The 19,332-nt window shown below is 69.6% G+C and carries 17 protein-coding genes and 2 tRNA genes; 11 read left to right on the top strand and 8 right to left on the bottom strand.

Annotated features, from left to right (window positions below; translation table 11 throughout):
• Window positions 1-37: 37 nt before the first annotated feature.
• The 4 genes from AAGI91_01350 to AAGI91_01335 all read left to right on the top strand — a co-directional run bounded on the left by AAGI91_01350 (window position 38) and on the right by AAGI91_01335 (window position 3,077).
• Window positions 38-967 carry a PHB depolymerase family esterase gene (locus AAGI91_01350; protein MEM1041251.1) on the top strand — a complete coding sequence of 310 codons (930 nt, stop codon included), beginning with the start codon at window positions 38-40 and terminating at the stop codon, window positions 965-967.
• The gene (locus AAGI91_01345; protein ID MEM1041250.1) at window positions 957-1,700 is read left to right on the top strand and encodes an RNA pseudouridine synthase; all 744 of its coding nucleotides are present in this window, start codon (window positions 957-959) and stop codon (window positions 1,698-1,700) included. Before AAGI91_01350 ends, AAGI91_01345 begins: the two co-directional genes overlap by 11 nt.
• Window positions 1,700-2,365, top strand: coding sequence for a DUF480 domain-containing protein (locus AAGI91_01340; protein ID MEM1041249.1), 666 nt, complete (start codon window positions 1,700-1,702; stop codon window positions 2,363-2,365). The genes AAGI91_01345 and AAGI91_01340 overlap by 1 nt, the downstream gene beginning before the upstream one ends.
• A gap of 88 nt (window positions 2,366-2,453) precedes the next feature.
• Window positions 2,454-3,077, top strand: coding sequence for a helix-hairpin-helix domain-containing protein (locus tag AAGI91_01335; protein MEM1041248.1), 624 nt, complete (start codon window positions 2,454-2,456; stop codon window positions 3,075-3,077).
• Window positions 3,078-3,081: 4 nt separating this feature from the next.
• On the opposite strand, the gene AAGI91_01330 is transcribed toward AAGI91_01335, so the two are convergent.
• Together AAGI91_01330 and AAGI91_01325 are read right to left on the bottom strand one after the other, a co-directional pair.
• The gene (locus AAGI91_01330) at window positions 3,082-4,149 is read right to left on the bottom strand and encodes a DUF72 domain-containing protein (protein ID MEM1041247.1); all 1,068 of its coding nucleotides are present in this window, start codon (window positions 4,147-4,149) and stop codon (window positions 3,082-3,084) included.
• Entirely contained in the window at window positions 4,130-5,281 is a 1,152-nt protein-coding gene (locus AAGI91_01325; GenBank protein MEM1041246.1) for a lysylphosphatidylglycerol synthase transmembrane domain-containing protein, read from the bottom strand. Before AAGI91_01325 ends, AAGI91_01330 begins: the two co-directional genes overlap by 20 nt.
• A 237-nt stretch (window positions 5,282-5,518) precedes the next feature.
• Between AAGI91_01325 and AAGI91_01320 the strand changes: the two genes are divergently transcribed.
• The 5 genes from AAGI91_01320 to AAGI91_01300 all read left to right on the top strand — a co-directional run bounded on the left by AAGI91_01320 (window position 5,519) and on the right by AAGI91_01300 (window position 9,790).
• A complete protein-coding gene (locus AAGI91_01320) occupies window positions 5,519-6,334 on the top strand; it encodes a PHP domain-containing protein (protein MEM1041245.1) in 816 nt (271 codons plus the stop codon).
• A gap of 207 nt (window positions 6,335-6,541) precedes the next feature.
• Window positions 6,542-7,021: a 6,7-dimethyl-8-ribityllumazine synthase gene (gene ribE, locus AAGI91_01315; GenBank protein MEM1041244.1), complete on the top strand. Its 480-nt coding sequence runs from the start codon at window positions 6,542-6,544 to the stop codon at window positions 7,019-7,021.
• Window positions 7,022-7,131: 110 nt separating this feature from the next.
• Window positions 7,132-9,477, top strand: a complete 2,346-nt coding sequence (locus tag AAGI91_01310) for a two-component regulator propeller domain-containing protein (protein MEM1041243.1) — start codon at window positions 7,132-7,134, stop codon at window positions 9,475-9,477.
• Window positions 9,478-9,594: 117 nt separating this feature from the next.
• Window positions 9,595-9,668: transfer RNA gene (locus tag AAGI91_01305), tRNA-His, on the top strand.
• A 49-nt stretch (window positions 9,669-9,717) separates the two neighbouring features.
• A tRNA-Glu gene (locus AAGI91_01300) sits at window positions 9,718-9,790 on the top strand.
• Between the two features lie 46 nt (window positions 9,791-9,836).
• On the opposite strand, the gene AAGI91_01295 is transcribed toward AAGI91_01300, so the two are convergent.
• Together AAGI91_01295 and AAGI91_01290 are read right to left on the bottom strand one after the other, a co-directional pair.
• Window positions 9,837-11,468, bottom strand: coding sequence for a succinic semialdehyde dehydrogenase (locus tag AAGI91_01295; GenBank protein ID MEM1041242.1), 1,632 nt, complete (start codon window positions 11,466-11,468; stop codon window positions 9,837-9,839).
• 19 nt (window positions 11,469-11,487) lie between these two features.
• A complete protein-coding gene (locus AAGI91_01290) occupies window positions 11,488-12,684 on the bottom strand; it encodes a DUF4105 domain-containing protein (protein ID MEM1041241.1) in 1,197 nt (398 codons plus the stop codon).
• 120 nt (window positions 12,685-12,804) lie between these two features.
• On the opposite strand from AAGI91_01290, the gene nth reads away from it, so the two are divergent.
• The gene (gene nth / locus AAGI91_01285) at window positions 12,805-13,671 is read left to right on the top strand and encodes an endonuclease III (protein MEM1041240.1); all 867 of its coding nucleotides are present in this window, start codon (window positions 12,805-12,807) and stop codon (window positions 13,669-13,671) included.
• A 19-nt stretch (window positions 13,672-13,690) separates the two neighbouring features.
• Here nth and AAGI91_01280 read toward each other — a convergent pair whose 3' ends face one another.
• Together AAGI91_01280 and AAGI91_01275 are read right to left on the bottom strand one after the other, a co-directional pair.
• Window positions 13,691-14,581: a PP2C family serine/threonine-protein phosphatase gene (locus AAGI91_01280; protein MEM1041239.1), complete on the bottom strand. Its 891-nt coding sequence runs from the start codon at window positions 14,579-14,581 to the stop codon at window positions 13,691-13,693.
• Window positions 14,582-14,593: 12 nt separating this feature from the next.
• Window positions 14,594-14,992, bottom strand: a complete 399-nt coding sequence (locus tag AAGI91_01275) for an FHA domain-containing protein (GenBank protein MEM1041238.1) — start codon at window positions 14,990-14,992, stop codon at window positions 14,594-14,596.
• A gap of 320 nt (window positions 14,993-15,312) precedes the next feature.
• Here AAGI91_01275 and gpmI point away from each other — a divergent pair, with 320 nt between their 5' ends.
• Window positions 15,313-16,860, top strand: a complete 1,548-nt coding sequence (gene gpmI, locus AAGI91_01270; GenBank protein ID MEM1041237.1) for a 2,3-bisphosphoglycerate-independent phosphoglycerate mutase — start codon at window positions 15,313-15,315, stop codon at window positions 16,858-16,860.
• A 21-nt stretch (window positions 16,861-16,881) separates the two neighbouring features.
• Here gpmI and AAGI91_01265 read toward each other — a convergent pair whose 3' ends face one another.
• Together AAGI91_01265 and AAGI91_01260 are read right to left on the bottom strand one after the other, a co-directional pair.
• Entirely contained in the window at window positions 16,882-17,976 is a 1,095-nt protein-coding gene (locus AAGI91_01265; protein MEM1041236.1) for an endonuclease, read from the bottom strand.
• Between the two features lie 18 nt (window positions 17,977-17,994).
• Entirely contained in the window at window positions 17,995-19,275 is a 1,281-nt protein-coding gene (locus AAGI91_01260; GenBank protein MEM1041235.1) for a T9SS type A sorting domain-containing protein, read from the bottom strand.
• Window positions 19,276-19,332: the final 57 nt, after the last annotated feature.

Raw genomic sequence — 19,332 nt, 5'->3', positions numbered from 1 at the left:
GCGTGGTAGCTTGGGTCTCTGCCAACCCCGATGTGTTATGCGTTTCTCTGTCGCGCTTGCTGCTGTAGCCGTCCTCGCTGGTTGTACGACCCCGGTCACGCCGCCCGAGGGCGGAAGCGCCTGGGGCCCGCTCGACGCCGCGACAGGTGTTGGGGAGTTCGCACTCGAGGTCGACTACGACGGGCGCACGCGCTCGCTGCTCGTCCACCTGCCCCCGACGCCCGAGCCGGACGCGCTCGTGCTCGCGCTCCACGGGCGCTTCGGCAGCGGGGCCTCCATGCGCGACTTCAGCGGCTTCAGCGAGATCGCCGACCGCGAGGGGTTCGTCGTCGTCTACCCTGATGGCGTGGCGCGAAGCTGGGCCGACGGCCGAGGCACCACGCCTGCCGACCAGCGCGGCGTGGACGATGTTGGCTTCCTGGCCGAGGTGGTCCGGCGCGTCCGCGACCGTTTCCCGATTCCAGCGGACCGCGTCTTCGCCGCGGGGATGTCCAACGGCGGCTTCATGGCGCAGCGCCTCGCCGTCGAGCGAGCCGATCTCGTCGGCGGTATCGGGACGGTGGCTGGGTCCGTATCCGACGAGTTAGATACCACCCAGGGGCCGAGTGAGCCGGTGGCTGTCGCCTTCGTGCATGGCACCGAAGACACGCTCGTACCCTACGCCGGTGACCCGGAGGAAAACATGCTCGGCATCGAGGATGCCGCCCGCCGCTGGGCCGGTTTCAACGGCTGTCCGGCCCCGCGCCTGACAGAGACGATCGACGCCGAGCCGGACGGCACGCAGGTCCTGATTTACGACGCCGCGCCGTGCGACGAGCAGGCGTCGGTGCGGCTCTACCGGGTCGAGGGCGGGGGGCACACATGGCCGGGGAGCCTCACGGACCCGCTACCGCCTTTTTTAGTAGGGCGTACGAGCCAGGAGATCATGGCTAGCGAAGTGCTGTGGGATTTCTTCGATGCGCGATAGTCCAGAGCAGGGCGCGGTGAGGCGAGCAGACGGCGCACGGTTCGAGGTGCTCTACCTCGACAACCACCTGCTCGCCGTCTCCAAGCCGGCAGGGCTGCTCGTGCAGGAAGACTACACCGGCGACGCCGACCTGCTGACGCTCGGCAAAGCGCACCTCAAAAACAAATTTGACAAGCTGGGCAACGTCTTTCTCGGCCTCGTCCACCGGCTCGACCGGCCCGTCTCCGGCGTCCTGGTCCTCGCCCGGACCTCGAAGTCGGCGTCGCGCCTGAGCGACCAGTTCCGCCGCCGCACCCCGCAGAAGCGCTACCTCGCCCTCGTCGAAGGCCGCCTCACCGGGCAGGGAAGCCGGGAAGACTGGCTCGCCAAAATCGACCGGCACGTCCGCGTCGTCAAGCCGGGGCACCCGCAGGGGAAGCGCGCCGAACTGCGCTGGCAGGCGCTCGCGAGCAACCGTACCAAATCGGGCGCAGTCAGCCTCGTCGAGGTCGAACTGCTGACCGGGCGGGCGCACCAGATTCGGGTCCAGCTTGCCGCGCTCGGCTACCCGATCCTCGGCGACCTCCGCTACGGGGCCAAGCGCGAATTCGACGGGCGCAACCTCGCGCTCCACAGCTACCGGCTGACCGTCGAGCACCCGACAAAGCGCGAGCCGATGTCGTTTTCTGCCCTGCCACCTTCGACGTGGGACGGGTATTTTGACGACCTTGTTCGCTCTACCGTGGAAGCCTGATGGACACCCCGCTTGACCCCGCCGAAGTCCGCGTCGTCGGAGCGCTCGCCGAGAAGGCGCTCGCCACGCCGGACTACTACCCGATGACGCTCAACGCGCTCGTCGCCGCCTGCAACCAGAAGACGGGCCGCGACCCGGTGATGGACCTCGACGGTCACGCCGTGGCAACGGCGCTCGACAGCCTGATACGGCGCGGCCTCGCCGGGACGAGCGACCGCGCCGGCAGCCGGTCTACGAAATACCGCCACCTGCTCGACCACCACTTTGGGCTTGGCGAAGCAGGCGTCGCCGCGCTTGCGGTGCTGATGCTGCGCGGGCCGCAGACTGCAGGCGAGGTGCGCGGGCGGACGGGGCGGATGCACGCGTTTGCGTCGCTGGAGGTTGCCGAGGCGACGCTGCACGGGTTGGCCGAGCGGGAGGAGCCGCTCGCGGTGGAGCTGCCGGTGCAGCCGGGCCGGAAAGAGGCGCGATGGGCACACCTGCTGGCCGGGACCCCCGAGGTCGAAGAAAGCGAGACGCCGTCGTCGAGCTTCTCGCCCGCGATGCAATCGGCACGGGAGAAAGGGGACCGGGTAGAGGCGCTGGAAGAGCGGGTCGAGAGGCTAGAGGCTGAGCTTCAGGAGCTGCGCGAGGCACTCAGCGATTTCCGCCGCCAGTTCGAATAGGATGGGATTGTGTTATACTGGAGTGGTGCGACATAACGGTGGCACTTGGCCTGCGTATCCTGAGGGGTTAACCAGCCAGAGCAGACCGATGACCACGACGAAAAACACCGCGACCGAACCGGTCGCCCCCGACGCGCCGACGAACGAGCAGATCGCTGCCGTCCTCGACCAGATGGCCGACGTGCTCGAAGAGCGAGGCGCCAACCCGTACCGCATCGGGGCCTACCACAACGCGGCCCAGGCAATCCGCGAGTACGCCACGCCGCTCGCCGAGGTCTATGCCGAGCGCGGCGTCAACGCGCTCATGGAGATCCACGGCGTCGGTGAGAGTCTGAGCGCGCATATCGCCCGCTACATCGAGACCGGCTACCTCGGGCGCCGCACGCGTGCCGACGACGCCTTCGACCCCGTCGTCCTCTTCGCCTCGGTGCCGGGCATCAGCCGGGCGCTCGCGCGCCAGATCGTGGACGACCTCGGCGTGACGACCCTCGACGCGCTCGAACGGGCGGCGTACGACGGGCGACTTCTCGGCCTCAAGGGGGTCGGGCGGCAGACGGTGGCGGCGCTGCGGCTCCAGCTCAACAGCCTCCTCCAGTGGGCCGCGCTCGACCGGCGGCAGCGCGTCCGCCGCGACGCCTACCGCCTCGCCACGCTCGCCGAGATGGAAGGGGCCGAACAGGCCTCCCGCCTGCGGCTACGCCGAGCAGCCTAGTCGGTCACGCGCCACGCGCAGTGGCGAAGTCGAGGAAGCGGGCGGCGACGGCCTGGGCGAGGGCGGGGGAGTTGCCCCACGCCCGGTTGTTGGCGATCACGTTCAGCGTCCGGTCGGACTCGGCAGCGCGGTAGGCGAGGGCTGTCGCCTCGTCCACCATCTGCCGCGCTTGCTTCGTCTCGGCTAGCTTCGGCACCGGCGCGTCGAACGGATAGGCCAGCGCAAACGCCTCGGCGTACGACGTCCCACGCGGGTTGAGGAGCCGGAGCACGACGTGTCCGTCGGCCGCCGTGAGCCGTCCGGCGGTCCGCTCCCATTGCTCTTTGATCGAGGGTAGGTACTGCCAGTGGCTGAAGGCGAACCCGAGGCCCCGCGCCTCCAGCCAGTCGACGTACGCCGGGACGATCAGGTGCGGCGAGCGGACTTCGAGGTGCGTCTGGGCCTCGTCCGGCACCCTGCGGAAAAACCCGTCTAGGTTTGCCACGAACGCCTCGGGCTCGGGACTCTCGGCGACGCGGGTGTATTCCTGCTCGAAGAGGATGCCGCGCAGGCGCTCGCCGAGAAGCTCGACGGCCGGGTCGAGGAACTGCCGGGTGTAGGCGTCGGCGTCGAGGTAGGTCGGATTGGGTTCGTAGCGCGGCCCGCCTTTTCCGCCGTGCCGCAGCGTGCGCGCGGCGAAGGCTTGCGGGGCCTTCAGCAGAAAGCGCGCGTCGCCGGGCGCGTGCTCGGCGTATTGCTGGAGCACGAAGTAGTTGCTGCCCGGCTCGCTGTCGTCCTCCAGGAGCGGTCGGTAGAACGTGAAGTCGATCTCCAGGACCGAGAAGTGCTTGAAATAGTCGACGACGGACGCAATCGGGAGCTGCCGCTCCTCGAAGCTCTGGCCGCCGAGCTTTTTCTTCCGGGTCTGGATTTCGCTCTGCCAGCGCTCGGGGTAGACCTGCCCGATCCACGCGGCGTAGCGGTCCGAGGCGGTCCCAAAGGCGAGGCGCGGGTGGACGCGCCGGAAGTCGTAGGCCGCGAGGTCAGCGCGGCGGTCGTCGACGCCGAGGGCGTCAGGGGAGTGGTTCGACATGGGCGGGCGGCGCGGGCGGTGGAGCCTCGACGCCGTCCGCGTCGGCTCCGTTCCGGTCGGCCCCGTTCCGGTCGGCTCCGTTCCGGCCAGCGAAGCGGCTCTTGACCGCGAGGGCAGTCATGACGAACCCGACCGCGATGAAGAAGTGGTAGGCCATCAGCCGCCACGTCAGCAGCGTCGCCCCGACGATGGCCTTCGGGATGAGGGGGGCGAGGAAGAGCACGTACAGCCCCTCGATCCCGCCGGAGCCGCCGGGCGTGGGGACCGCCATCGCGGTGAGCATCATCCCGCCGGTGCGGACGAGGAACGTGAAGGCGTCCAGAAGCGGGTAGACGCTGAGCACGATCAGCAGCAGCGCCACGTAGCGCGTCAGCCAGATGCCTGCCGACCAGAAGAAGCCGATGACGAAGAAGTGCGGGGGCTGGCCGCGCAGCACCGCCGCCCGCCGCCGCAACTCGACGAGTTCGCGCCGGACCCGGCCCTCGAACCGGCGCAGCCATTTCAGCCGGACGATCCAGGTCGCCACGCTCTCCAGAATCTGTGGGCGGATGAGCGTCGCGTAGGCGAAGAAGCACGCCCACAGCATCATCCCGATGAAGTACACCGTCAGCGTCCCCGCTCCGGCCAGGCCAAGCGACGGGGGAAACACCTCGATCCAGACCGAAGAGAGCAGGATAAACGGGATCGAGACCGCGAACCAGATCTGGTCCATCAGCATCGAGAACAGCAGGATCGCCGTCGCCTCGCCGACCGGAATGCGGTTGTCCTTCGCCACGAAGTAGGCCGCCAGCGGCGCCCCGCCGACGGCCGACGGGGTTACGGCCGACATAAAGTCCCACGCGACCGCGCCGCGCATTCCGCCCACGAGCGAGAGCGTGCCGTGCGAGATGTAGCGCAGCCGGCCGCCGCCCAGCAGGATCCGCACGCCGACCATCCCGAACGCCAGCCAAAGCAGCCCCGCGTTCAGGCCGCGCGTCATCCGGCCCAGCGTGTCCGGCTCCCAGGTGAAATAGAGAACGAGGCCTAGCACCGTGACGCTCAGCAGCACCGGCACGACCAAGCCGCGCAGCGAGGGCGAGCGGTGCGCGGTGCGCTCGCCGGGTGCGAGCGTGTCGGGCGGAGGCAGGGGCATTGAGGACATCGCGGGCCAAAGGTAGGCGGCAGCGCGAAGCGGAGGGGAGAAAAGGCGGGGAAGAGCGGAGTGGGAGGAGTGGGAGGAGTGGAAAGAAAAGCCGAGAAAGTCAACGAGACCCTCGCGCTTCGCGCTGACGTTCGTCTGCTCATTCCGCCCGTTCTCCCCATTCCTCCCATTCCGCGCCGCAGGCGCACCGTCACACCGCTGTCACCGGGATGCCCGTACCTTCGCCCCATGCCTCGCGCCGACCTCCACACCCACACCACGGCCTCCGACGGCCGGCTCTCCCCGCCGGGCCTCGTCGAGAAGGCCTACCTGCGCGGGCTCGCTGTGCTCTCGGTCACCGACCACGACACGCTTGCGGCCTATCCGACGGCCGCGCTCGCCGCCGGGCGCTACGGGATCGACCTCATCCCGGGCGTCGAGCTGAGCGCGAACGTGAACGGCACCGATGTCCACCTCCTCGGCTATGGGTTCGATCTCGAGGACGCTGGGCTGCGGACTCATCTCGCCCGGTACCGGCGGGAGCGGCGGGAGCGCGCCGAGGAGATCGCAGCCCGGATGGCCACGCTCGGCCGCCCGATCCGGCTGGAGCGCGTCCTGGACCTCGCCGCCGGCGGAACCGTGGGCCGCCCGCACATCGCCCGGGCCATCGTCGAAGCCGGGCATGCCGAGACGGTGCAGGGGGCTTTCGAGCAGTACATCGGCAACGGGGCCCCGGCGTTCGTGCCTAAGGGCAAGGCGTCGGCGGAGGAGCTCATCGCGCTCGTCCACGCGGCGGGTGGCGTCTGCGTGCTCGCCCATCCCGGCGCGTGGGTGCAGGTCCGCTTCGCCGAGCACCTCGCGTCGGTCGGCCTCGACGGGATCGAGACGGTGCACCCGGCGCACGACGACGACCTGCGCGAGCACTGGCGCTCGGTCGCGCGCCGCCTCGGCCTGTTCGAGACCGGCGGCTCGGACTATCACGGCTTCCACCCGCGCGACGACGAGCGCTTCGGACGCTACACGGTACCCGTCGCCCGGACGGTCCCTCTGCGCCGAGCAGCGTGATGGGAGGAGTGGGAGGAGTGGAAAGAAAAGCCGAGAAAGTCAACGAGACCCTCGCGCTTCGCGCCAACGTCCCTTCTTCCCATTCCGCCCGTTCTCCCCATTCCTCCCATTCCGCGCCGCAGGCGCACCGTCTCCTGCCCGTGCGTACCTTTGAGGTCTGAGCCTCTGACTGGCCTCTCACGCATCGCACGCCCCGCATCACCCCCCATGCCCAACTTCATCGAAGGCCCGCTCGTCGTCTCCGGTGCCCGCTTCGGCATCGTAGCCGGGCGGTTCAACGAGTTTATCACGCGCCCTCTCATCGACGGCGCGCTCGACGCGCTCGGCCGCCACGGGGCCGACCTCGACACGGTGGACGTGGCGTGGTGTCCGGGTGCGTTCGAGATTCCGCTCGTGGCGAAGAAGATGGCAGCCTCGGGGACCTACGACGCCGTCATCTGCCTCGGCGCGGTGATCCGCGGAGCGACCTCGCACTACGACTACGTCGCCGGCGGCGTAGCCTCTGGGATCGCCGAGGCCTCGCTCAGCACCGGAGTCCCGGTCCTGTTCGGCGTGCTCACGGTCGATTCCATCGAGCAGGCCATCGAGCGCGCCGGGACGAAGGCGGGCAACAAGGGAGCCGAGGCGGCGGCTGGAGCCATCGAGATGGTGAACCTGCTGCGCGAGCTGGGCCCTTCCCGTTCGTAATTTTCTGACCCTGCTCAACACGCTCTGCATCGGACCGTTCGTTACGCCCCAGCCAGCCGCGCCCTGATCTAGTGCTCGTCGCGGTTCACTATCCACCCTGGAGCTTCCCGATGCGCCTACTCCCTCTGCTGCTCGCCGTCTTACTTCTGACGGTGTCCCCCGCTTCCGCTCAGGACGACCGCTGGCAGGCCTTTCCCTCGCTCCGCAACGCCCAGGCGGTGACGGCCTCGGACGAGGCGCTCTGGGTCGGCACCGACGGCGGCGTCTACCGGTACGCGCCGGACACGGGCGAGATCGAACGCTTCACGCCCGTCGATGGGCTGAGCGGCGTGGACGTGGAGGCGATCACGTACGACGCGGCGCGCGATGTGGTGTGGGTTGGCTACCCGGACGGCGCGCTGGACCGGGTGGACGCCACCTCAGGCGAGGTGCAGCCCTTCTTCGAAATCGCCCAGGCCGACCGGTTCAACGCGCGCGGCATCAACCGCATCGACGTGGCGGCCGACTCGCTGCTCATCTCGACCGAGTTTGGCGTCGTCGTCTTCGACGCGGTCCGGGGCGAGGTGCGCGACACGTATGAGCGCTTCGGCACGCTCGCGGGCGGCACCTCGGTGGGGGACGTAGTCCCGGCACCACTTCCCGACGGGCAGCCCGGGCTCTGGGTCGGGACGCGCGGCGGCATCGCCTACGCGCCGCTCGCTGCGCCGAACCTGCGCGAGCCCTCGGCCTGGACGCTGGACACCGATACGCTGACCGACGTGCTCAGCCTCGCGTTCTTCGACGGAACGCTCTTCGCAGGCACAGAGCGAATCACGGATCCCAACAACGGCGACATCGTCACGCCGGGCGGGGGATACCGGCGCGTGAACGGGCAGTGGACGCGGTTCACGTCTGCGACGCGGTCGTTCTTCGACCTGTTCGTGCTGGACGACGACCTTATCGCCGCGGCAGTCTTCCAGGTGCTTCGAATCGACGGGGCGGGGCAGGTCAGCAGCTATCGTCTGACCGGGGCAGGGGGATTCCTGGGCGGAACGGCCGGGCCGGACGGCCGGGTGTGGGTCGGAGACCGCATCGAGGGGCTCATCGCGTTTCCGTTGCTCGAACCGCTTGAGCCGGGTGTCGTCGAGCCGGACCTCAGACTAATCCCCGACGGACCGCTTACGAATGCCATCCTGGACCTCGACGTGGACCGGGAGGGGAACGTCTGGGCAGGGTTTGTGGCTCCCAACGACCGCATCAACGGCTTCGCCCGCTTCGACGGAGCAGCGTGGACCAACTTCTCGCTCGCCAACGGGGCGCTGCCTGACCGCGCGACCGTCCGCACGGTCCATGCCGACGCGCAGGGCAACGTGTGGTTCGGGACTGAGGGCCGAGGTGTCTTTCAGTACGCCCCCGACGACGAGGTGACCCTGTACACGCAGGAGAACTCGACGCTGGAGCAATCGTCGGACAGCAACCCGGACTTCATCATCGCCGACGGCGTGGACACGGACGCCAGCGGGCGGCTCTGGGCGACCAACAAGTTCGCCGCACTGCCGCTGCACCTGCGTACGCCCGACGGCGTGTGGACAGCCCTCGACCGTCCCAGCGGCGTCTCGACCAACTATGCGTACGAGAGCGTCTATATCGACTCGTTCGGGCAGAAGTGGATTACGGGCAACCGGGACAGTGGCTTCCTGGTCCTGGACACGGGCGCGGACCCGCTGGACGTGGCAGACGACCGGGCGGCCGTCGTCCGGTCGGCGGGCTCGGTGGGGACGGGGCTACCGAGCGACGAGGTGAACGCCATCGTCGAGGACCGCAGCGGACGCCTTTGGATCGGCACCGAGCGCGGCCTGGCGACGGTCTTTTCGCCCGGCTCCATCTTCGTCGGCGACCCGGCGCAGCAGATCACCTGGACGCGGACGCCGGACGGCGCGTCGTTCTTCCTGCGCGACCTCCGCGTGCTCGACATCGCGGTCGACGCGGCGGACCGTAAGTGGCTCGCCTCGGACGCCGGGGCGTGGCTGATCAACGCCGAGGGCAACGAGGTCCTCGCCAACTTCACGACCGAAAACGCGCCGCTGCCGTCGGACGTGATCGCGGCCGTAGACATCGACGACGCGACCGGGGCCGTCTACTTCGCCACGAGCGGCGGCGTCTACCGCTACGACGGCGACGCCCTCGCGCCTTCGGCGACGGCTGAGGACTTGTTTATCTACCCCAACCCGGTGCGGGCCAGCGGCGGCGCGCTCCCGGAGATCGCCATCACGGGCCTTGTGGACCGCGCCGACGTGCGCGTGCTCACGGTCGACGGGCAGGTCGTCGCCTCGTTCGACACGCGCGGCGGGAGCGTCCGCTGGGACGGGCGCGACCGCCGGACGGGCGACCTCGTGCCGTCGGGGGTCTACATCGTGGCCGCGGCCGGGCAGGACGGCGAGGGAACGGCGTACGGCAAGATCGCGGTGATCCGCTAGGGGCCCGAGGCCGCGCCGCTTGGGCGAATTTTCGCGCGTCGCTGCGCCGGGGTGGTTGAACCGAATCCGGGGGTTCGCGTATCTTGACCTCTCTGCGCCATGCGCGTGGAGCGCATGGTGCCTGTAGCTCAGCTGGTTAGAGCGCCGGATTGTGGTTCCGGAGGTCGCGGGTTCAAAACCCGTCAGGCACCCTGCTCGGCCGGGCGGCCCGCCCAGCGGCCCACGCCCCGCCGAGCCCATGCCGCGTTCGTCTAGGGGTTTAGGACGCCGCCCTTTCACGGCGGTAACACGGGTTCAAATCCCGTACGCGGTACCGGCCCCGAGCTGCTTCGGTAGCTCGGGGCCTCTGTGTTTGGTGCCTAGCGCAGCCCCGGCAGGTGCCGGATGAGGCGAAACGCGGTGTCCACCACCCCAGCGAAGGCGCTCATCGGCAGCCCGAAGGCCGACGGCGTCAGCGGGGCCAGGCGCTGGGTCACAATCGTCTGGGCTTCGGTGAACTTGAGGATGCCCTCGCGTCCGTGCCGCCGCCCGAGGCCGCTCTGCTTCATGCCGCCCATCGGCGCGTCGGTCGAGGACCATACCGCCGCATAGCCATCGTTGATGCCGACCGTACCGCACGCGATCTGCTCGGCGATGCGGTGCCCGGCACTGAGGTCGCGCGTCCACACGCTCGCGTTCAGGCCGTAGGCGCTGTCGTTGGCGTGGGCGACGGCCTCCTCGTCGGTCGAGAACGGGTAGAGCGCGGCGACCGGGCCGAACGTCTCCTCGCGGTAGAGCGTCATGCCTTCGGTCACGCCCGTCAGCAGCGTCGGGGCGTAGAAGAACGGACCGGCCTCGGGCAGCGCCCGCCCGCCTGCGACGACCGCTGCGCCCTTCGCCACGGCATCGTCGACGTGCGCCTCGACGCGGCGGAGTTGGTCCTGCGAGATGAGCGAACCCATGTGCGCCCGGAAGTCGTAGCCGGCGCCGACGAGCATCGCCTCGGTCGCGGCCGCGAGGCGCGCCGTGAAATCGTCGAAGATGGATTCGTGGACGTAGACGCGCTCGGCCGAGATGCAGGTCTGCCCGCTGCCGACGAAGCACGCCTCGCGTATGCCCTGCACGGCCTTGCCGAGGTCGGCGTCGTGGCGGACGATCACCGGGTTCTTGCCGCCGAGTTCGAGCGAGAGCCCTTTGAGGCCGGCGCCCGCCTGCTCGGCCACGATCTGCCCGACCCGGGTGCTGCCGGTGAAGTGGACGTAGTCGACCGCGTCGATGAGGGCGGGGCCGACCGCCTCGCCGCGACCAGGGACGACGTGGAAGACCTCCGGCGGCAGGCCGGCCTCGTAGAGAAGCTGCGCGCCCCACAGCGCTGAGAACGGGGTCAGCTCGGACGGTTTCACGACGACGGCGTTGCCCGCCAGCAGCGCCGGCAGCACGTCCCCGATCACGAGCAGGATCGGGAAGTTCCACGGCGCGATGTTGCCGACGAGGCCCTTCGGCGGGTAGTGCACCTCGGCCTGCGTCAGGAGCGGCAGGAACCCGGTGCGCGTCTCGGCCCGGAGGTAGTCCGCTCCGTGGTAGCCGTAGTAGCGCGCCGTCTTCGCAAGCGCGAAGTACTCAACGAAGGCGTCGTACCGGCACTTGCCGCCTTCGAGTTGGACGAGGTCGAGGCCCTCGGCCTGGCGTTCGAGGAGCAGGTCGTGGAAGCGGACGAGGACCTGGGCGCGCTCGGCGACGGGGCGGGCTGCCCACGCGGCCTGGGCGCTCCGGGCGCGCTCGGCGGCGTACGCCACGTCGCCGGCCGTGGCGAGGAGGATCTCCCCGACCGGTTCGCCGGTGAAGGGGGCCGTCACGGTGAGGGCTTCGTGCTCGCCGCCGCGCAGCGTGGCGTTCGCCGCGAGGCTGTGCAGCCGGTCCGCCGAGAGGTGCGGCGGCAGCACGGGCTCCGTGCCGGCCGTGGACGGGCGCGTTGTGAGGGCTTCGGCGAGAACAGGGTCTTGGACTTGCATCGGAATCAGCGCGTCGGGATCAGAGGGAAGGAGACGGTTCGGGCTTGCGTTCGAGGGACCGCAGGGCCGCCCGCAGCACGATCAGCACCCCGAGGGGTAGCACAATCGGTGGGAAGTCTTGCGGCAACATCGGGAGGAAAGCGATCACACCGAACGTAGCGACGGCGGTCAGGAGCCAGTACACCCGCAGCCCCCGCGGCCGGTTGCGCCGCGCGATCAGGACGGCGACCGCGAGGTGCGTCGGCCACGCCCACGCCAGGTTCCAGTTCGGCCCCGTCACGGCGTGTTCCGTCCCGAGCCACAGCCACCCGAGGATCAGCCCCGCCAGCCCGACGGTCCCGAGTAGCCCCACATCGAACCAGCGCATGAGGTTCGGCCGCGCGTTCTTCCCTCGCGCCGCGCCGCTCAGGGCGCCGCCGAGCGCGAGAAGGATCCATGCCAGCCCCGTCGGCCAGTCGGTCGCCGCGCTCGGCATCCCGGCTCCCTCGACCCAGAACAGCGTGTCGGTCGAGGCCACGAGTGGCTCGCCGTCCAGCGTCGCCGTGTCGAAGGCTCGCATCAGTTCGAGTGGGAGAAACATCGCCTCGCGCGGCGTCGCCGTCCGGTCCGTCGGGACGGCGAGGCCGAGGTTGATGCCGAGGTCGGTCAGCGGCATCGCCTCGTCGTAGGGCGCGACGAGGTCGCGGAAGGTAGCGGCGGCGGGTTTGTAGGTCCCGTAGTCGAGGGGCTGTCCGAGGGCCGCTTCGAGGATGTCGCGCGGGCGCGTGGAGCAGTTGTCGAAGAAGAAGTCGTAGCGGTAGGCGCGGTTCTCGGGCAGGGAGTTCGCCTCCAAGAGCTGGAAGAGCCGCTGCCTCGCCTCGGGCGCGAGCGCGAGCCGCTGCGCGACGATGGGGCGCTCTAGGAACCGGTACACGTCGATCGTCCGCTGGGCCTCCTCCACAGCGAGTTCGTAGTCAAGCAAGCCGCGCGCGAACCGGGCGATGAAGAAGGGCTGGTCGAAGTCGAAGTTGCCGTAGTTGTAGGTCCGGTCGAGCCCGAGCGCGGGGTCCGCGATGCGGATGGCGGTGTGGCCGTAGAGCGCGTAGACCTCGTCGCCCGGCAGCATCGTCAGGAGCGACACCTCGGCCTGGGGCGAGAGCTGGGGCAGCGACGCCTCGGGCTGGGCGGCGGACGTCGCGGTGAGCAGGAGTGTGAGCGTGAGGCAGCGAAGGATCATGGCGCGGAAGATAGGTTTAGGATTGGAAGAGCGGAAGAAAGGAAGGGCGGAAGAGTGCAGAGTTCATCGCCTCGCTATCTTTCCCTGCTCCGCTCTTCCCTCTCTTCTCCCGTCCCCCTCGTGACCCGCACCGACCGCGCCCGCCTCACGCTCGCCCGGCTCCGCGAGACCATCGAACGGCCCGAGACCGAACTGCAGTACCAGACCGAGTTCCATCTCCTCGTCGCCGTCATCCTCTCGGCGCAGTGCACCGACGCGCGCGTCAACCTCGTCACGCCGGACCTCTTCGCGGCCTACCCGACGCCGGAGGCGATGGCCGAAGCCGAGGCCGAAGATATTTTCCCCTACATCCGCTCGGTGTCGTACCCGAACAACAAGGCGAAGGCCCTCGCGGTGACGGCGCGCAAGATCATGGACGACTTCGGTGGCGAGGTGCCGCGGACCCACAAGGAGCTGACGACGCTGCGCGGGGTCGGGCGCAAGACGGCCAACGTCGTCGTCGCTGTCGCGTTCGACGAACCGGCGATCGCGGTGGACACGCACGTCTTCCGGCTGGCTAACCGGATCGGGCTCGTGGACGAGGCCCCGACGCCGCGCGCCGTCGAGGACGGCCTCCGCCGCGTGATCCCGCGCGAGGCGTGGGGCGAGGCGCACCACCTGCTCATCCTGCACGGCCGCTACACCTGCACCGCCCGCAGCCCCAAGTGCGAGGCGTGCACGCTGACCGATCCTTCGACAGGCTCAGGACAGGCTCTGTGCCGCTACTACACCCGTCTCCAGAAGCTGCCCGCCTCGCTCTCCGGCCTCGACCCCAAGAAGGGCACCTACTACTGCAAGACCAACAGCCGCTACTTCGACGAGCCCGTGACCCGGACCGACCGCTACGGCGTCGAGCAGCTCGCCGACCCTGTCTCGGGCTCGATGAACGTCTTCCTCACCAAGACCGGCGAGACGACGAAGCAGGTCAAGGACTACCGGATCGGCTGATCCGTCACCGGCAGGCCCGTCAGGGAAACGACGGCAGCGTGCGGGTGATGCCCGTGGTCCGTCCGGGGTCGTCGGCCGGGGAGAGGACGCGCACGACCCCGACGGTGATGTTGTCGCGCCCGCCGCGCTCGTTGGCGAGGGCGATGAGTCCGGTTGCGGCCTCGGCGGCTTCGGCGTCGGCGACGGTGCGGGCGATGAGGTCGTCTTCGACGAGGTCGAATAGCCCGTCCGAGGCGAGGACGAAGGTGTCGCCGGGCTCGACGCGGAGCGGGCGCTCCCACTGGGACACCTGCACGACCGGGTCGAGGCCGAGCGCGCGGGTGATGACGTGGCGGTGCTCGTGGTGCCGCGCCTCCTCGGGCGTCAGCAGCCCCCGGCGCACGAGCTCGCCCACGACCGAGTCGTCCTCGGTCATCTGGCGGAGCCGGCCGCCCCGCAGCAGGTAGAGCCGGCTGTCGCCGACGTGGGCCATGACGGCTTCCAGCGCAGTCGGTCCGTCCGCCTCGTCGGGTGCCGCCGTGCGTAGGACCAGGGCCGTGCAGGTCGTTCCCATTCGGTACAGGCTGGGGTCGCGCTGGGCGGTGTCGTAGATGGTGCGGTTTGCAGTCTGGACGGCCGCCCGGAGCGCCTCGGCCGGTGCCGCCTCGGCCCCGTAGTACGTCTTTGGAACCCTGTCTACGGCGAGCGAACTGGCGACGGCTCCGCCGGCGTGCCCGCCCATGCCGTCGGCGACGAGTACGAGGACGCCCTGGCGCCGCCGCGTCGCCTCGTCGCCGGGACGGACGTACCGCCCGGCGTCCTCGTTCTGCTCGCGGACGCGCCCGATGTCGGTCAGCACGGCTACGTCGAGCAGGGGGAACGCTCCCGACGGCTCATGCGCAGCGGTTGGACGGCGGGAGAGCCAGCTCATGCGGCGCAGCGGTTAGAGAGCGGGGAGCGGAAGCGTGCCGGCCGGTAAGCCCGGAGCCGGATCGAGGGTGAAGACGAACTCGGGACCAGCCAGGCTGAGGCGCACCGTGTCGCCGGGGTGAATCGGGGTCGGGGCGGTGACGGGCTGCTCATTGAGAAACGTGCCGTTGCGGCTGCCGAGGTCGGTGAGGGTGTAGCCGACGTTATCGGCGTTGCGCGCGATGGCTGCATGGCGGCGGCTGACAAATTCGTGCCGCCCGGGGTCGTAGTGCACGTCCACCGAGCGGCTGCGCCCAAAGGTAAGCGTGGCGAACTGATCGGCGGGAAACGCTTCGACCTGGTTGACTTTGCATCCGCTGAGGTGGTGGATCACGATGCGCGGCGGCCGGGACGCTGGAACGGGAGCACGCATGGCAGGCTGGCGAGTGGGGAAGGAGGGGGGCTATGTCTAATACGAGATTTCGGCCGGTAGCGGCTCGCAGCGGAAGAGCGGAAGAGCGGAAGAGCGGAAGAGCGGAAGAGCGGAAGAGCATAGGAAAGCTGAGAAAATTACGAAGCCCGCTGCTCTCCGCGCCGAGGCGTCTCACCGGTTCTCCTGCTCACCCTTTCCCTCCTACTCTCCCTGCCCTCCACGCCGAAGGCCCCGCCCCGTACCTTCGCTCACCGTCCACCGTCTCACCGTCCACCGTCTCACCGTCCACCGTCTCACCGTCCACCGTCTCACCGCTCCTCGTGCCTCGCCGACACCTCCTCCTCATCCTCGACGGCTACGGCATCGCCGAAGACCCGTCCGTCTCCGCCATCGACGCGGCCGAGACGCCGTTTCTCGACTACCTCTTCGACACCTACCCCCGCTCGACGCTCGACGCGTCCGGGCTGGCGGTCGGGCTGCCGGAGGGGCAGATGGGCAATTCCGAGGTCGGGCACACGAACCTCGGCGCGGGGCGCGTGGTCTACCAGGAGATCACGCGGATCGACCAAGACATCGCGGACGGCGCGTTTCTCGGGAACGAGGAGGCCGCCGCCGCCGCCCGCCATGCGAAGGAGAACGGGTCGGTGCTGCACTTGATCGGGCTGTTCTCCGACGGCGGGGTGCACTCCCACCTCCGGCACCTCTACGCGCTCCTCAACCTCGCCAAGCACGGAGGCCTCGGGCCGGAGCAGGTCGTCGTTCATGCCTTCACCGACGGGCGCGACACCGACCCGCAGGGCGGCGCGCGCTACGTCCGGCAGTTTCAGCAGCAGGCCGAAGCCATCGGCGTCGGGCGGATCGGCACCGTCGTCGGGCGCTACTTTGCGATGGACCGCGACAACCGCTGGGAGCGGACCAAGATCGGCTACTGTCTCCTCGCGGCGGCGTGCACCAGCGACTTCGCCAGCGACGTGTTCGACGACCCTGCCGAAGCGCTGGAGGCAAGCTACGCGAAGGGCGTCACCGACGAGTTCGTCGAGCCGATCCGCATCCGAGGCACGCCGCCGGTTGCGGATGGCGACGCCGTCGTTTTTTTCAACTTCCGCGCCGACCGCGCCCGCCAACTCACGCGCGCCTTCACCGACGAGGCGTTCAACCACTTCGAGCGTGGCACGCCGGGCAACCGCCCGCTCGACCTGCGCTACGTCACCTTCACGCCCTACGACGAGGCGTTCGACCTCCCCATCGCCTTTCCGAAGGTCAACCTCACCGACACGCTCGGCGAGGTGGTGGCGAAGGCGGGGCTGACGCAGCTCCGGGCTGCCGAGACGGAGAAGTACCCGCACGTCACCTACTTCTTCTCCGGCGGGCGCGAGGCCCCGTTCGAGGGCGAGCAGCGCATCCTCGTCCCGAGCCCGAAGGTCCCGACCTACGACCTCCAGCCCGAGATGAGCGCCGCCCCGCTCGCCGAGGCGGTCGCCGAGGCGCTGCGCACGGACCGCCCCGACCTCGTCGTCCTCAACTTCGCCAACCCCGACATGGTCGGCCACACCGGCGTCTTCGAGGCGGCGGTCCGGGCGGTCGAGGCCGTAGACGCGGCGGCGAAGGTGGTGGTCGAGGCCGCGCAGGCCGAGGGCTACACCGTCCAGATCATCGCCGACCACGGCAACGCCGACAAGCTCAGGAACCCCGACGGCAGTCCGCACACGGCCCACACGACGGCCCTCGTCCCGCACCTCATCCTCCGCGACGGCTTCGGCGGGTCGATTCGCCCCGGCAAGCTCGGCGATATCGCCCCGACGATCCTGACTCTGATGGGCGTCCCCGTGCCTGAGGCAATGACGGGCGAGGTGCTAGTGGAGAAATAGGGGGAATACGTCGGGTCTGGACTACCGCGCGAGTGTGACGCGGCGCGTGGCCTGGACCGTCTCACCGGTGGCGCGGTAGAGGTACAGCCCCGGCGGCAGCGTGCCCGCTTCCAGCCTCAGACGGAGCGGAGCGCCGGCACTGACGGGACCGTCGTGCAGGAGGGCCATGCGGCGGCCGAGCACGTCGAAGACCTCGACGCGGACCGGCTGCGGCCGGCCGACGGTGAGCGTGAAGCGCGTGGCCGAGGCGAACGGGTTGGGCGAAGCGGGGGAGAGGCTGAACCCACCTTCGGGCACGGCAGCCTCAGTGCTGACGATGGGCGGGAAGAAGGCGCGGCGGACGAGCGTCGAGTCGAGCACGAACGGGTTGGGGCGGTCGCCCTGGAAGCCCGCGATTACGAAGGTGCGGTCGTACTCGGCCTGATCGGTTCTGTCGAGTTCGTGCCAGCGGAGGAAGGTATCGTGCTGCTGCGCCCAGAATGCGTCGTCGGCCTGGGCCTCGTACATCGTGTAGAAATACACCATCGCCCGGGCCACGTCGCCCTTGAAGCCCTCGCGTGGCTCGAAGGCCGTCCCCCGGTTGCGCTCGCTGTAGGCGTCGAGGTTCTCGGTCGGCCGCGTGCCGGTAACCGTGTTCTCGATGTACCAGTCGTCAGTCTGGACGTCGTCGATTTCGGCGAAGGGGAGGGTGCCGCGGTCGGCGTTGGCGCGGACGAAGGTGGGCGCGAGGTGGTGGAGGTCGCGCTCGGCGTTGCCGCTGCCGGCCCCCTCGGCGCGGGGCCAGACGTGCTCCTGGTTGATCCCCTGCGTGTTCTCGCTGCCGGCGTTGAACACGTCCTGGCTCGGGTCGCACGACGGCTGGCAGTCGAACGGCACGAAGAAGCCGGTGTAGACCCCGACCACGCCCTCTTCGCCTTCGACCTCCGTGGCCCAGACGGTGTCGTACATCCGGTCCTTACCGGCTGCCTCGGAGAGCACCGACGCCGGTTTGTAGTCGGCCACGAGCGAGGCGCGCAGCGTGGCCCCGGTCTGGCCGGGGAATAAAACGACTTGCTCCGGCTGCGCGGCGGCCACCGAGGCGGTGAGCAGCAGCGCAACCAGAGCAAGGAGAGGCACGGGCATGAAGGTCAGGAGCTACCGCACGAGGGTGACGCGGCGGACCTGGGAGACCGCGCCCGCCTGGAGACGGACGAGGTAGACCCCGCGCGACAGCCCGGCTCCATCGAGACGCACGGTGTGCCGGCCCGCCTCGACGGTCCGGTCGAGGAGGACGGCGACCTCGCGCCCGAGTACGTCGTAGACGGTCACGTTCAGGCTCGTCGCCTCCGGCACGTCGAAGCCGAGCGACGTAGCAGTCTCAAACGGGTTCGGGTAGGCCGCGTGCAGTGCGAACCGCTCGGGCGTCGCGGCAGACTGCGCAGCTGGGACCTCGACTACGGACCAGGGGGCAGCGTCGGTCACGGCCCACGCCAGCGGCGCACCGGGGGCCGAGCGGGCTGCCGCCACGATGAGCGCGAAGCTCTCCGAGTCCACGACGGCGTTCGGGAATTGGCCGAGGTTGATGGTGTAGGTGTAGATGCCGGGCGGGGCGTTGCCCGGGACGGGCTGCGTGAAGCTGGCGCTCACGGTCTGGCCCGCCGGGAGCGTGCCGGAGCGGATGATCCCGCGCTGCCCGCCGGGGCTGGCCGTGAACCAAACGTCGCCGGTGGCCGCGTTCGAGGTGTTGTTGGTGACCGTGTAGTCGAACGAGACCGAGCCGCCCGGAGCCGTCGAGAGCGGCGAGGTGTTGGTCGCCGTGAGGTCGAAGTTCGGGCCGGCCGCGCCGTCGGCGGTGATGTTGTCGAGGCCGAGTTCGGCGACGATGTTGGGACCGGGGGCCGTCGCCGTCGGTCCGTGGTAGAAGCGGAAGCGCCGTACGTTGGTGAGGACGTCGCCGGCGCTCGTCGCGCCGAGCGGGGTGAGGTCCTCCGGCAGCACCGAGAACGTGAACGACTGCCAGCCGCTGCCGGCCGGGAGCGAGACGCCGTCGGTCGAGACCACGTCGCCGTCGCCGGGGCCGGCGAAGTTGTTCTCGATCCACAGCCGGATCACGAGGTCGTTGGCCCCGGTGTTGTTGAGGTCCACGGTGACCGAAGTGACGCCGGCCGCCGTGAAGTCGCCGCTCCATTGCTCGTCGTTGAAGACCGCGAGCCGGCCCGCGATGAAGCTGCCGTCGGCGACGACCTGGAGGTAGCTATCGCCCGCGCCGTCCGGGCCCCCGGTGGCGACGTTCGAGACGTCGGGCGTGTTGCGGCCGTTGCGCCAGTCCTGCGTCGTGCCGTCCTGGAAGTCATCGGACTGGCCGACCGTGACCTGGGCCGAGGCAGGGGTCGCAAGCAGGAGCAGCCCGAGGGCGAGAAGGAGGGAACGTTGCATGGCGTAGGGGAGGCAAAGGGGAAGGACCAGACAAGGTGCCCATTATACGACGGATGC

This window comes from Bacteroidota bacterium, assembly GCA_038746285.1.
Lineage (GTDB): Bacteria > Bacteroidota > Rhodothermia > Rhodothermales > JANQRZ01 > JANQRZ01.
The sequence above is the reverse complement of the archived record's forward strand: the minus strand, read 5'-3'. Positions and strand labels throughout refer to the sequence as shown.

Excerpts from the sequence above, each read along its gene's own strand:
- AAGI91_01290 (MEM1041241.1), bottom strand. The coding sequence starts at position 12,684 with ATGATCCTTCGCTGCCTCACGCTCACACTCCTGCTCACCGCGACGTCC.
- AAGI91_01320 (MEM1041245.1), top strand. The coding sequence starts at position 5,519 with ATGCCTCGCGCCGACCTCCACACCCACACCACGGCCTCCGACGGCCGG.
- AAGI91_01275 (MEM1041238.1), bottom strand. The coding sequence starts at position 14,992 with ATGCGTGCTCCCGTTCCAGCGTCCCGGCCGCCGCGCATCGTGATCCAC.
- AAGI91_01335 (MEM1041248.1), top strand. The coding sequence starts at position 2,454 with ATGACCACGACGAAAAACACCGCGACCGAACCGGTCGCCCCCGACGCG.
- AAGI91_01325 (MEM1041246.1), bottom strand. The coding sequence starts at position 5,281 with ATGCCCCTGCCTCCGCCCGACACGCTCGCACCCGGCGAGCGCACCGCG.
- AAGI91_01295 (MEM1041242.1), bottom strand. The coding sequence starts at position 11,468 with ATGCAAGTCCAAGACCCTGTTCTCGCCGAAGCCCTCACAACGCGCCCG.
- ribE (MEM1041244.1), top strand. The coding sequence starts at position 6,542 with ATGCCCAACTTCATCGAAGGCCCGCTCGTCGTCTCCGGTGCCCGCTTC.
- AAGI91_01330 (MEM1041247.1), bottom strand. The coding sequence starts at position 4,149 with ATGTCGAACCACTCCCCTGACGCCCTCGGCGTCGACGACCGCCGCGCT.
- AAGI91_01350 (MEM1041251.1), top strand. The coding sequence starts at position 38 with ATGCGTTTCTCTGTCGCGCTTGCTGCTGTAGCCGTCCTCGCTGGTTGT.
- AAGI91_01280 (MEM1041239.1), bottom strand. The coding sequence starts at position 14,581 with ATGAGCTGGCTCTCCCGCCGTCCAACCGCTGCGCATGAGCCGTCGGGA.
- AAGI91_01260 (MEM1041235.1), bottom strand. The coding sequence starts at position 19,275 with ATGCAACGTTCCCTCCTTCTCGCCCTCGGGCTGCTCCTGCTTGCGACC.
- AAGI91_01345 (MEM1041250.1), top strand. The coding sequence starts at position 957 with ATGCGCGATAGTCCAGAGCAGGGCGCGGTGAGGCGAGCAGACGGCGCA.
- AAGI91_01310 (MEM1041243.1), top strand. The coding sequence starts at position 7,132 with ATGCGCCTACTCCCTCTGCTGCTCGCCGTCTTACTTCTGACGGTGTCC.
- AAGI91_01340 (MEM1041249.1), top strand. The coding sequence starts at position 1,700 with ATGGACACCCCGCTTGACCCCGCCGAAGTCCGCGTCGTCGGAGCGCTC.